Annotated in this window: 14 protein-coding genes; all 14 read right to left on the bottom strand. The window is 47.5% G+C overall.

All coding sequences use genetic code 11. From position 1 onward, the window contains the following. Positions 1 to 436: 436 nt before the first annotated feature. Positions 437 to 679 carry a YggT family protein gene (locus A7D23_RS07100; protein ID WP_034362202.1) on the bottom strand — a complete coding sequence of 81 codons (243 nt, stop codon included), beginning with the start codon at positions 677 to 679 and terminating at the stop codon, positions 437 to 439. Between the two features lie 97 nt (positions 680 to 776). After that, entirely contained in the window at positions 777 to 1,304 is a 528-nt protein-coding gene (locus A7D23_RS07095) for a cell division protein SepF (RefSeq protein WP_019226197.1), read from the bottom strand. 49 nt (positions 1,305 to 1,353) lie between these two features. Continuing rightward, positions 1,354 to 2,043: a YggS family pyridoxal phosphate-dependent enzyme gene (locus A7D23_RS07090; protein ID WP_019226196.1), complete on the bottom strand. Its 690-nt coding sequence runs from the start codon at positions 2,041 to 2,043 to the stop codon at positions 1,354 to 1,356. 120 nt (positions 2,044 to 2,163) lie between these two features. Next, entirely contained in the window at positions 2,164 to 3,135 is a 972-nt protein-coding gene (locus A7D23_RS07085; protein WP_019226195.1) for an HlyD family efflux transporter periplasmic adaptor subunit, read from the bottom strand. A gap of 24 nt (positions 3,136 to 3,159) precedes the next feature. Continuing rightward, positions 3,160 to 3,960: a peptidoglycan editing factor PgeF gene (gene pgeF, locus A7D23_RS07080; protein ID WP_019226194.1), complete on the bottom strand. Its 801-nt coding sequence runs from the start codon at positions 3,958 to 3,960 to the stop codon at positions 3,160 to 3,162. Between the two features lie 87 nt (positions 3,961 to 4,047). Continuing rightward, complete coding sequence (locus A7D23_RS07075) at positions 4,048 to 4,305, bottom strand: YlmC/YmxH family sporulation protein (protein WP_019226193.1); 258 nt, start codon at positions 4,303 to 4,305, stop codon at positions 4,048 to 4,050. A 69-nt stretch (positions 4,306 to 4,374) separates the two neighbouring features. Continuing rightward, positions 4,375 to 5,148, bottom strand: a complete 774-nt coding sequence (sigG, locus tag A7D23_RS07070; protein WP_019226192.1) for an RNA polymerase sporulation sigma factor SigG — start codon at positions 5,146 to 5,148, stop codon at positions 4,375 to 4,377. Between the two features lie 80 nt (positions 5,149 to 5,228). Next, positions 5,229 to 5,933, bottom strand: a complete 705-nt coding sequence (gene sigE / locus A7D23_RS07065; protein WP_051008283.1) for an RNA polymerase sporulation sigma factor SigE — start codon at positions 5,931 to 5,933, stop codon at positions 5,229 to 5,231. Positions 5,934 to 5,965: 32 nt separating this feature from the next. Further along, positions 5,966 to 6,859, bottom strand: coding sequence for a sigma-E processing peptidase SpoIIGA (locus A7D23_RS07060; RefSeq protein ID WP_019226190.1), 894 nt, complete (start codon positions 6,857 to 6,859; stop codon positions 5,966 to 5,968). 312 nt (positions 6,860 to 7,171) lie between these two features. Then, entirely contained in the window at positions 7,172 to 7,624 is a 453-nt protein-coding gene (locus A7D23_RS07055; RefSeq protein ID WP_019226189.1) for a peptidoglycan-binding protein, read from the bottom strand. Between the two features lie 340 nt (positions 7,625 to 7,964). Further along, the gene (ftsZ, locus tag A7D23_RS07050) at positions 7,965 to 9,029 is read right to left on the bottom strand and encodes a cell division protein FtsZ (RefSeq protein ID WP_019226188.1); all 1,065 of its coding nucleotides are present in this window, start codon (positions 9,027 to 9,029) and stop codon (positions 7,965 to 7,967) included. Between the two features lie 152 nt (positions 9,030 to 9,181). Next, positions 9,182 to 9,526 carry a small basic family protein gene (locus A7D23_RS07045; protein ID WP_019226187.1) on the bottom strand — a complete coding sequence of 115 codons (345 nt, stop codon included), beginning with the start codon at positions 9,524 to 9,526 and terminating at the stop codon, positions 9,182 to 9,184. Positions 9,527 to 9,539: 13 nt separating this feature from the next. Beyond that, on the bottom strand, positions 9,540 to 10,265 hold the full coding sequence (locus A7D23_RS07040; RefSeq protein WP_019226186.1) for an FtsQ-type POTRA domain-containing protein: 726 nt from the start codon (positions 10,263 to 10,265) through the stop codon (positions 9,540 to 9,542). A 61-nt stretch (positions 10,266 to 10,326) separates the two neighbouring features. After that, positions 10,327 to 11,589: a UDP-N-acetylglucosamine 1-carboxyvinyltransferase gene (gene murA / locus A7D23_RS07035; protein WP_019226185.1), complete on the bottom strand. Its 1,263-nt coding sequence runs from the start codon at positions 11,587 to 11,589 to the stop codon at positions 10,327 to 10,329. Positions 11,590 to 11,591 lie beyond the last annotated feature (2 nt).

Here is an 11,591-nt window from a genome sequence, read left to right as displayed (position 1 = left end):
ATCCCGAGCGGTGGACGACCGCGCTTACCGTCAAAATAGTGCGGCTGTATAAGCGCCACCCATTCGTCCCAGGGGATGATCTCGTTCATTATTTCAAGAAATTCTTCTCGTTTCGTTTTCTTCCGTCGGTTTGAGTATTCTATATCCGAAAAGGTTTGTTGCCCCATTTTTACCACCTGTTACTGTTTTCTTTAATTTTACCATTTTTTTGTCCGGGGGGCGATTTAATCAGTGTTTCCCTAGAATTATTTTACCATATGAAGTCAAACCCCGCGACGGTACAGGAAGTGTAAAGGCGTTTAAATGGCCTTCACGGTGTCGAATACGTCATGGATGACATGGCATTCGGTTGAGAATACGGAAAACTCGTCTCAGGACGAGTTTTCTATTTGTGATATTCAATATCTCACTTCATTTGCTGGACGCTTCTTCCGTTCTAAATAATGAGCCTGGCAATAAGCGCATAAAGCGGCGCAAGAATCACACTTTTGATCAGTACGATGGCCAGGACAGCAAAAAACGGGGCAAAATCCACCATCATTGCCTGGTTACCAAGCCGTATTTTTCGAAAAGGCCTCAAAAGTGGTTCAGTGATATCGTAAATGATCCGAATAAATTGATTACTTGGCGAATGAGGTATCCAGGATAAAATACAGCGTATGATTACAAGCCATTCCAAGATCAGAAGGACCTTGTCGATAATTGCGTAACTCCAATAAAGAATCGTAATTCTGATTACCCCCCCAAGATTAATGCCTGTGGATGAATGCCTTCGGTTAATTGTTGGTTTTAGGCCAGAGGATATCCCGCTCGGTCGTTTTGTAATTCAGCTCGCCGCTAATATCCACATTATTTGGGACAAACAGAAAAATACCATTGCCAACCTTCTGCATATTCCCACCTAAAGCATAGGTCGTACCGCTGATAAAATCAACGATTCGCTGGGACAAATGACCGTCGGTCCGTTCCAGGTTCAGAATAACTGATTTGCGGGCTTTAAGGTGTTCGGCAATTCCCTGGGCTTCCTCGAAAGAGACCGGCTCTACGACGATGACCCTTACCTGCTTTTGGGTGTGAATGCTGACCACAGAAGCCTGTTTTCTTTTCAGGGCATTGTCTTTGTATGTTTCCCTGCTGAAGGATTCGCTCGGAGCAGGTTCTCTGAGCGCATTATCTCTGAAACTGCTGTTTCTGGACTTTTCTGCTCTTCCGGAATACTCTTCTTCTAATTCTTCAGGTTCGAAATCGTCCTCATCGTCCCCAAAACCCATAATACCTATAAATTTGTCAAGTATCTTTGCCATTTTCATCCTCCATGATTTTAATTTTTCTATAAGTTTTATTTAAAATATATTAATTCCTGTGTCCAAAAATCGTGCTTCCGACCCGGACAATCGTAGTGCCCTCTTCGACCGCAGTTTCATAATCCTGGCTCATCCCCATCGACAAGTGGGGAAGACCATCAGGCCCTCCGGCACCTTTCGTCAGTAAATCATCTCTGATCTCCCTGAGTTTCCGGAAATACCCTCTTGTTTCTTCGGGTCCGGCATTAAGGGCCCCAATCGTCATTAGTCCGTGAACAGTCACATAGGGGAAATCGTGCACGCTATCCATAAAGTCCTGAATTTCTTCGATCTCGAGACCGGCTTTGGCCTCATCCCTCGCAACATTGACCTGGACAAGCGTCTTCCATCTGATCTGGCGTTTTTCCCCTTCCAGATTCAGCTTCTCCAACAGAGCAAAGCGATCCAGCGAATGAATGAGCGCGATGCTGTCGTCTAGGTATTTTACCTTATTCGTCTGCAGGTGGCCAATGATATGCCACTGGCAATCCTGCGGCAGCAAGAGATGCTTGGTCTGCCACTCCTGTACTTTATTTTCCCCGAAAGCCCTTAAGCCTGCCCTGTATGCTTCCATGATCCTGTCTTCAGGTACTGTCTTGGATACGGCCAGAAGTGCGATATCTTTCGGGCTGCGGCCTGCTCTCGCAGCAGCTGCCGCGATTTTTTGCTGTACTTCCGAAATGTTATTGACTATACTCATTGTACTCCTGCCGCCTTTGTTGGCGTATGATCATTTATATGTTCTACATTTTCCTTGATTTCCCTGCTTTTTATGCAAGAAATGGCTTGGATTTGTTGACTTTTTTAAAACTTTTTTAAATCAAGACTTTACATACATGCCTTCAATGCCCTCTACCGGGTTAACGACAACCCGAACGCCTTCTGGAAGACCTTCGACACAGACTAAATTCTCGTTGCTGTCCTTGACGATGACACTCTGGTAGCGGATCACGCCATCCTCCAGGACATAGACTCCTTTTTCCTCACCGGAGGTGCACAAGGCACTGGCAGGAACGACCGAACCCTTGGTCGGGGACCGAAATCTCCAGATAATTTCGCGTATCCTGTTCTCCGTTGTCCCTTGAACATATTGACTAAAACGGATCACTGCTCCTCCGGGCTGCGCCGAAAGTTTCATGACCGTACCATAGCATTCTTCGTCATCAATCACAAACTCAACAACATCTCCAATAGCCAGGGAATCCTGGATCCCCAGATACACAAATACCCAGCTCGGATAAAGGTTGTTCACCATCTTGCCGATCGGGGAATGCAGACTGACCGTGGTATTCTGACTGTTATCCGCAGATTGACCGTTCCCCTGGGCAGTCTCTGTCTGCTTCGTTTCTGTCCCGTCATTTTGCGTCTGGGCCAATAATCTGTCCAGATCCATATTCATCAGATTTTCCGATGTCATGATCTGTTCCAGCCCGTCCCGCTGCGAATAAAACAGGCCCGAAACCGGTGCGCTTATCCATATCCCTGAGTCAGATTGCTCATGTCCTACTCCGGCAGGGATCACGCGGGCTACTGATTCACCCTTTTTAAATCTTCTTCCTTCCGCGCCAACCAGTACAACGGTTCCTTCAGCCGGCGCCGTCAGTACGGTTTCCGTATTGGCAAATACGGCCTTCACTGTTTTTTCGTGTTGTACAAGGCCCTGATGAACAGTCTCAAACGAAAGTGAGCCGGCAATCCACGATGACCGGTAATCCCAAAGGAATAGGCCGATTATAGACAAAACCAATATCATAAAAAATACATTAAATCTTTTTCTGGTTTTTTTAGCCATCATCATTCCTCTTACAAACAGTACTTATGAGAATCCGATATAAGCGGCCATCCTGCCGGTTATCCCTTCTCTCCTGTAAGAAAAGAATTCCCCGGCATGACAAGATGTGCACATTTGAGCGGTCGATATATTCTCTGCACGAATTCCGGCGGAGATCAACAACTGACGGTTTGCTTCCTGTAAATCCAGACTGTACTCACCCGGTTCCGTTTCCGAAAGCACGGAAGGTTCGTTCCATTTTTCTCGAAATATTGAAGCGACGGAATCTCCAACGACATAACAGCACGGTCCGATGCAGGGGCCGATCGCGGCCAAACATTCTTCCGCATCAGCTCCAACTTGAATCATCCTGTTCACCATCTCTTGGACGATATTAGCTGCCGTTCCTCTCCAGCCGGCATGCGCAAGCCCGATGATTCTGCTGCGCGGATGAAAAAAGAAGACAGGCACACAATCCGCATAAAAAGTTAGCAACCCTACATCCTGCGCTGTAAGCATTCCATCGCAGGATGGCAGCGCCGATACCAAATCCTGCATACCCCTGCCCCGGTCTTTTTCTGTTACAAACCGTACAGCAGTGCCGTGAACCTGTTCAGCGGTGACACAGTCTTCTGGTGAACGCCCTATTCCGGCCAGAAATATCCGTCTATTATGTAAAACATCATCAATCGTATCACCGACATGCAAAGCCAGATTCAAAGAGGAATAAGGCGGGCTGCCGACGCCCCCGTCCCTGGTCGAGAACACGGCGGTTACTCCGTGAAGGGACCATTTAGGAATTTTCAGGTAAGCCAGCCCGCCGACCGTTTGTCTTTCCCATGCCATATGATTATACCTCATTGCAGTCAAACCTTAAATCATCTCTATCTATTATATCGAAAAAAACCTTTGAATACAGCTCTTTTACAATTTTTAATAGTTGATATTGATTAAATCCCTGCCGTCGACCAGGATTACATCAATACCGATCTTGATCACTTTTTCCCAAGGAACAAATACGTCGCCCGCCTTCCCACTGCCAAAGAAGCCTTTCGCCCGGGAGGAAGCCATGATAACGATGCCTTTCACAATTCCTTTTTCCAAATCCAGATCAAGGTCGATGACCGGCCCTAAGCGCCGCCCGTCCTCTATATTGATAATATCGAGTACCCTCAATTCAGAGACTCTCATGGCAAAGCCCCTCCTCTCACTTACTATCATATGAGGAGGGGTTGCAATCATGACATATTTGAATTGAATTTAGACATGCTTGCGCATATACTTCAGAGCTGCCTTTTCCAGGCGGGAAACCTGGGCCTGGGATATCCCAATTTCTTCGGCCACTTCCATCTGGGTTTTACCCTGGAAGAAGCGCAGTGAGATAATCTTCTTTTCCCTTTCTCCGAGTTTGCCCATACCTTCCTTGATCGAAAGTGATTCCAACCAAAGTTTGTCCGACTGTTTGTCATCACCGATCTGATCCATGACAAAAATCGGATCGCCACCGTCATGATAGATCGGTTCAAAAAGCGACACAGGTTCCTGGATCGCATCGAGCGCAAAAATAACATCTTCGTGAGAGATTTCCAGTTTCTCGGCAATCTCATTGATTGTCGGCTCCCGCGAGCACTCGGACGCCAGCTTATCCCGAACCTGTAGGGCTTTATAGGCGATATCCCGTAAAGATCTGCTGACTCTGATCGGATTGTTATCCCTTAAATAGCGCCGTATCTCCCCGATAATCATTGGGACAGCGTAGGTAGAAAACTTGACGTTCTGACCAAGATCAAAATTGTCGATCGCCTTCATCAAGCCGATACAGCCTACCTGAAAAAGGTCGTCCACATGCTCCCCTCTATTGCTGAACCGCTGAATCACGCTGAGCACCAGGCGAAGGTTTCCCCGGACTAGTTGTTCGCGAGCCGACTTGTCCCCGGCCTGAAATTTCAAAAACAGTTCTTTCATCTTGGCACCACTTAAGACGGGCAGTTTGGACGTATTCACTCCGCAGATCTCAACCTTGTTTAAGACCATTAAAATACCCTCCAGATGTGGTTTTTCATGGTTATTCTCTGGAGAGTATGCCCTGACAGCAGACAAGTTATTCCAAATCGTCATTCCAACCGGACAAATTCTTTCCGCAGCCTGCGTATGATGCGCTTTTCGAGTCTGGATATGTATGATTGCGAGATCCCGAGGCGGTCAGCCACCTCCTTTTGCGTCTTTTCTTCGCATCCGCCCATGCCGAATCTAAGCTCCATGATCAGTTTTTCCCGCTCACTTAGACTGCCCATTGCGAGGTCCAGCAGCTGCCTGTCGACTTCCTCTTCAATCGGGCGCGAGATGATATCGTTCTCGGTTCCCAGTACATCGGACAGAAGCAGCTCATTGCCGTCCCAGTCGATATTCAGAGGTTCATCGAAAGAAACCTCTGTCCTTATTTTATTATTTCTGCGCAGATACATCAGAATTTCATTTTCAATACAGCGGGAAGCGTAAGTGGCCAGCTTGATTTTCTTGGCGGGATCAAAGGTATTGACCGCTTTAATCAAACCGATCGTCCCGATCGAGACCAAATCCTCGATACCGATTCCCGTGTTCTCAAATTTGCGGGAGATATAAACAACCAGTCTTAGGTTGCGCTCGATCAACATATCTTTCACCGAAAGGTCCCCATGCTCGAGTCTCGTGATCAGATATTCCTCTTCTTCCAGTCGCAGCGGGGGCGGCAGGGCTTCGCTGCTGCCGACATAAAAGACCTCCCTTACCCGATGCAGTTTCAGGAACAAAAAAATTAATTTTCTCTTAAATGCTGACATAACTACCCTATAGTACTGTTTGATGCGGTTCATCAGGCGATCTCCTCCTTGCCAACTGGCTTTTGAATATGTTCCGGATGCAGCAGGGCCACAAATTTACCTTCCGAGTTCAGACCATGCGGGACCAAGGCGGCGGTAACGGCATGTTCCCATACCTTTTCCCCCTGACGGATCTTAACAGATCCGAGCCGGATTCCCGGCAGCCAGGTCTGGCCATTGATTCCCCTGGCGGAAATAAACACCATTTTTTGTATACAGGGGTCTTCACTATTCCAGATATAAGTCCAGGGGTTGGCACTTTCCCGCCAGGGCATAAGCAGAAACCTTTGAATTCCTTCCGGCAGGGCCTGGGCCACAGCTTTTTCTTCCACAACCATCACAGGTGTCCCGGTCAGCGGATCCCGCAGTTCGTTTCCGGTATCCAGCAGTGCCTTAATCTGTGCCTGCCGTCCATTTTCAAAAGACAGCTCAACCTCGTAGCATACATTATCGAGAAATAACGTCGTTTTTTGGATTCTCTCCCAGACCCGGCAGCCTGCGGTCAGAATCAGGGCAATCACAGGCAGGACCCATAAATCCTTTAAAGCCAGCCCTGTGCCTTCCAGCCCAAGCCAACCCGCCAGCGCATAATAGATTCCGGCGCTTAAGGATGCCAGAAGGCTGAAATACAGGAGTCCTTTAGCCAGGTCAAGGATTGTTCTGGTTTTCAAAGCTACTGCGACCATGCCGACAGGAATCAGGATTCTGGAAACAGCGATGACCCACGAGGGACCAAAGATGATGAATACAATTGGCAGCTCGCCAAGAAGAACTGCTCCCAGTAGATTTCGAACCTGAATCTTTTTTCGAAGCAGATGGGCCGTAAAAACCAACAAAAAAGCATCCATAGCCCCATTGATGAACAGAATAATATCCAGGTAGACCATACCCGAAATCCTTTCTGCGCGAAGTCATTTCATTAACAAATTATACCTCTGCACAGAGAGAAATCCTGTCGCTTTACGTGGGCTTGGGATGCGATTTTTTTGGCTAAGGGAATACAGATTATGGGGGATATTTGGTTATTTTTTCTTTTCCGGGGTATCAGCCTTGCCCAAAGCACCCCGCTTGCACGTTCTCGCAGCTGCTCGCTCTAATCCTCGCTGACGTGCCAAACCTCTGGGATTCAATGTATGTGGTCGCTAAATTAACCACCAGCATATTGGTGGTAGTTCGTTAAATATTAACGTTTGTGGAAATTACGTCGTCTTGCGGCGGATTACCTGATCTAAAGCTGTAAAAGTCTGAGGTCCCGCAATCCCATCTTGGGTAAGTCCATAATTTCTTTGGAAAGCAATCACAGCTTCCCTGGTCTTAGGCCCGAATACTCCATCATCCATTCCTGGGTCATAGCCGAGTTCTTTAAGGATTGACTGCAGTGTAGCAACTTCCGGACCTCGGGAACCGACTTTGAGAAAAGCAGGTTCAGTAAGGGTCCTGTTCAAAGCTGCTATAGTTGCCGGACCTACAATTCCGTCCCGTACCAGCCCGTTATTTTGCTGAAAGGCCATTACTGTTGATTGGGTACGGGGACCAAAGATACCATCCGGATTCCCCGGATTATAACCCAGTTCGATCAGTGCAATTTGCAGCTGTCTGACGTCATTGCCACGCATCTCTAGCTTGAGAGTTCTAGTTAACCGAAGGCTCATTGAAGCTACCCCCTCGTAATTATCCTTATATTTTCTAGTAAGTTCTGGGCATTATCGTTTTTATAAGCTTACCACCATCTTATGTTTTCTTAGGGTGACTATGTGAAAAAGGCCTGTCCCAGAATCTGAGGCGCCTCAGATTCTGGGACAGGCCTGGCGGTGGTGAGTGGGTATCTGTAATTTGCTATGTTGTGCCGGTATTCTTCCGGAGTCGTTTTCTTTTAAGAGCCTGATCAGTCTTTCGGCAGTTTTCTGAGTTAATGAGGATAGCAAAAAAGACGCCTTATTTGAGACGCCTTCAGCATTAAATAGACCAACTTTTATGATTAAAAGTCGGTGTTTATCTTTTATACTTCAGGAAATTCGGGATATCCACGTGATCCTTGAATGGATTGAAGTCATCCATCTTGGCTGTTTCCTGTGGGTTCTTTACTTTTTTGACAAAGCTGGACCGCTGGTCAAAGCCTGTGGCGATGACCGTTACCCGGACATCATCTTTTAGGTTTTCATCAATGACTGCACCGAAGATAATGTTGGCCTCCTGATCGGCTGCTTCACCGACAATCTCGGAAGCTTCGTTGACTTCAAGCAGGGTCAGGCTTGGACCGCCGGTGATATTCAGCAGAACACCCTTCGCGCCTTCAATCGAGGTTTCAAGCAGCGGACTCGAAATCGCCTTGCGGGCGGCATCGACCGCTCTGTTTTCTCCGGAAGCCTGTCCAATACCCATCAGTGCCGAACCGGTATCGGACATGATGGTCTTGACATCGGCAAAGTCAAGATTGATAAGTCCCGGAATAGTGATCAGGTTGGAAATTCCCTGTACGCCTTGCAGCAGTACGTCATCTGCAATGCTGAAGGCTTCCTGGACCGTCGTATGTTTATCGACAACCTGCAAGAGTCTGTCATTTGGAATGGTAATCAGCGTATCAACCTTTTCCTTCAGTTCAAGGATTCCTCTTTCAGCCTGCATGGCTCTTTTGCGTCCCTCGAACGAGAAAGGCCTTGTAACAACGCCGACTGTCAAGGCTCCAATTTCCCTGGCGATCTCGGCAACAACGGGTGCAGCTCCCGTTCCTGTGCCCCCGCCCATACCGGCGGCAACGAAAACCATATCGGCACCGAGCAGCGCTTTGGCAATCTCGTCGCGGCTCTCTTCGGCCGCACTGTGACCGATCTCCGGATTAGCTCCTGCACCGAGTCCTTTGGTGAGTTTAATGCCGATTTGTATTTTTTCAGCTGCTCTGGACATTTGAAGCGCCTGAGCATCTGTATTCAGCCCGATGAACTCTACTCCTTTAAGACCAACGGAAATCATTCTGTTTACGGCATTGTTTCCGCCGCCGCCGACTCCTATTACCTTGATCCGTGCAAACTGCATCTCATCACTAATGAATTCGAGCATCTTTTCCCCTGCCTCTCCTTATTCTAGTCCTCATCTATTGGTTATGTTTTTCCGATGCAAACGGTTAATCGTCAACCCAACTATATGAGTTCGAGATGAGAAACTATTACTCCTCTTTTTCCGTCATAATATTTAAATTTTTTTGATTCCAATCAGGTTTTATGATATCTATTAATGATATGTCGGCGAACAATACTGATGTTTTGGAATAATCTGGTGCCAAAGGCCACCACGGCAGCAAGATACAGGTCTACGCCTATTCTGTCCCCGATAAATGCCAGCAAGCTGGCCATAATGATATTGACAATAAAACCGCTGAGGAAGATCGTGCTGTCGAAATGATCTTCCTGATAGGATCTTATGCCGCCCATGACTGAGTCCAGTGCACCTAAAATCGCCACTGAAAAGTATTTGGTATAATCAACCGGAATACTAAACGGACTTACAAACCCAATGAACAGTCCAATAATTAATCCGAAAACCGGCAGCAGCCACATGATCTATCCCTCGCTATCTTCCTAAAACAGGTTTCCCTGCAGTTAAATCGATATATTTAATTGCTTTTTCAACTGTTTTGTATTCTTCACTGTTTAACAATTCCTGAAGCAGCTTCAGCTTTTCTGTAAACTCGGCGTCAAATCCTATTTTCACTTCAATGCCGGAGGTCATATAAAGGCTTATTTGCCCGTCCGTTGTACTGTGAACCTCTCCAATCAGCGGCAGAAGTTCCGCAGGGGCTTGTCCCAGCAAAAGAAGGGCTTTGTTCAGATTCACATTGTTAATCTTTTGCCCAGGCCCGATTGTTTCAGGGACTTCGATTCCGGTCAGCACTGGGTTGTCTTCCGCGGGCCAGGAATCATAAAACTTCAGAATGACGCCATGAAGATCCACGACGACAACCCCGTCACCAGTTAAGATCATTGCGACCGGAACACGTTCCTGTACTTTGACCACCAGCGTTGCCGGTAGTTCTTTTTTTACCTGCACCTGATCAATCAGCGGGTGCAGCTTGACCTTCATCGCCAGGGCTTCGCTATCGGTCAAAAAAATATTCTCACCCTTTACTGTTCCCAAAAGCTGTAATACTTCATTCGCGGTGACATTGCTTAATCCTTCTGTCCTGACTTCCTTCACGTTAAAAAAATCTGATTTGGAAAACATATAAAATCCTACAGCAATGAGACAGATCAAAGCCGCTGCGTAGATCCAAAATGTATTTGATCTGGTTTGAGCCAAAATCTTCCTCTCCTGCTCTCGTTTTATCTATTTTACATTATCCGCCTGGCAAGGTGCAACACTATTGTTTGACAACCCGCTGTATTTTTGCTCCCAAAGCCCTGTATTTTTCCTTAAGATCTTCATAACCCCGGTCAATATGATCGATTCTCTCCAGAACCGTACCCTCTTCAGCAGCCAAAGCTGCCAAAAAGAGAGCTGCTCCAGCGCGCAAATCAGTTGCTTCCACAAACGCACCTTCGAGGTTGGGCCGGCCGTTAATAATTGCGGTTCTTCCCTCGACGGTGATTCTGGCACCCATCCGTCTCAACTCAGCGACATGCTGGAAGCGGTTTTCGAAAATCGTCTCGGAAACAATACTTGTTCCGTCAGCAATCGTTAACAGTGCCAGGAACTGCGGCTGCATGTCGGTCGGGAATCCTGGGTAGACCAGCGTTTTAATTTCGAGCGCTTTAAACTGTCCTTTTTGGCGTACCCTGACGCTGTCTCCATAAGGAGTCACTTCAGCCCCCCCCTGGCGCAGTTTGGCAATAATGGGGCTGATATGTTCGGGAATCACGTTTTCCACCAGGATATCCCCGCCTGTCATGACAGCAGCGACCATATGCGTGCCGGCTTCTATCCTATCAGGGATAACGGTGTGTTCCGTACTCTTAAGTTTCGCAACGCCGTCGATGCGCAGGACGTGAGTCCCAGCCCCTCTGATCCTGGCTCCCATTTTATTCAGTAGATTTTGCAGGTCAACAATTTCCGGTTCTCTGGCCGCATTGCGGATGATGGTTGTGCCTTCGGTTAGAACCGCAGCCATCATGATATTTTCCGTAGCCCCGACACTCGGGATATCCAGATAGACATCTCCGCCCCTGAGTTTCCCCGCTGTGGCCTCTATGTATCCATGTCTCTCTTCAACACGTACGCCGAGCTCCTGCAATCCTTTAATATGTTGATCCATCGGACGTGTCCCAATCGCACAGCCGCCCGGTCTGGATATTTTTACCCTTCCGTTTCGTGCGAGCATCGGGCCTAAAATCAAGTTGGATGCCCGCATTTTCCGCATTAACGCTTCATCGACAATGCAGTCATTCAGTGAAGAGGAATCAATGGTCAGTTCATTTGAGCTGAATTGTGTTTTACAGCCAAGGCTTTTCAGAACTTCGCCCATACAAAGGATATCTGTGAGATGAGGAATTCCTTGCAGTCCTGTTTTTCCATCGGCCAGAATGGCGGCTGCCATGAGCGGCAGTGATGCGTTTTTTGCTCCGCTGGTCCGAATACTTCCCTCAAGTCTTTGTTTTCCCGTAATGACATAACGATCCATCGTCATGT

Source organism: Dehalobacter sp. TeCB1 (assembly GCF_001707455.1).
GTDB classification, from domain to species: Bacteria; Bacillota; Desulfitobacteriia; order Desulfitobacteriales; family Syntrophobotulaceae; genus Dehalobacter; species Dehalobacter restrictus.
This window is presented reverse-complemented; position numbering and strand designations above follow the sequence as displayed.

Excerpts from the sequence above, each read along its gene's own strand:
- A7D23_RS07095 (WP_019226197.1), bottom strand. The coding sequence starts at position 1,304 with ATGGCAAAGATACTTGACAAATTTATAGGTATTATGGGTTTTGGGGAC.
- A7D23_RS07090 (WP_019226196.1), bottom strand. The coding sequence starts at position 2,043 with ATGAGTATAGTCAATAACATTTCGGAAGTACAGCAAAAAATCGCGGCA.
- A7D23_RS07085 (WP_019226195.1), bottom strand. The coding sequence starts at position 3,135 with ATGGCTAAAAAAACCAGAAAAAGATTTAATGTATTTTTTATGATATTG.
- pgeF (WP_019226194.1), bottom strand. The coding sequence starts at position 3,960 with ATGGCATGGGAAAGACAAACGGTCGGCGGGCTGGCTTACCTGAAAATT.
- A7D23_RS07075 (WP_019226193.1), bottom strand. The coding sequence starts at position 4,305 with ATGAGAGTCTCTGAATTGAGGGTACTCGATATTATCAATATAGAGGAC.
- sigG (WP_019226192.1), bottom strand. The coding sequence starts at position 5,148 with ATGGTCTTAAACAAGGTTGAGATCTGCGGAGTGAATACGTCCAAACTG.
- sigE (WP_051008283.1), bottom strand. The coding sequence starts at position 5,933 with ATGTCAGCATTTAAGAGAAAATTAATTTTTTTGTTCCTGAAACTGCAT.
- A7D23_RS07060 (WP_019226190.1), bottom strand. The coding sequence starts at position 6,859 with ATGGTCTACCTGGATATTATTCTGTTCATCAATGGGGCTATGGATGCT.
- A7D23_RS07055 (WP_019226189.1), bottom strand. The coding sequence starts at position 7,624 with ATGAGCCTTCGGTTAACTAGAACTCTCAAGCTAGAGATGCGTGGCAAT.
- ftsZ (WP_019226188.1), bottom strand. The coding sequence starts at position 9,029 with ATGCTCGAATTCATTAGTGATGAGATGCAGTTTGCACGGATCAAGGTA.
- A7D23_RS07045 (WP_019226187.1), bottom strand. The coding sequence starts at position 9,526 with ATGTGGCTGCTGCCGGTTTTCGGATTAATTATTGGACTGTTCATTGGG.
- murA (WP_019226185.1), bottom strand. The coding sequence starts at position 11,589 with ATGACGATGGATCGTTATGTCATTACGGGAAAACAAAGACTTGAGGGA.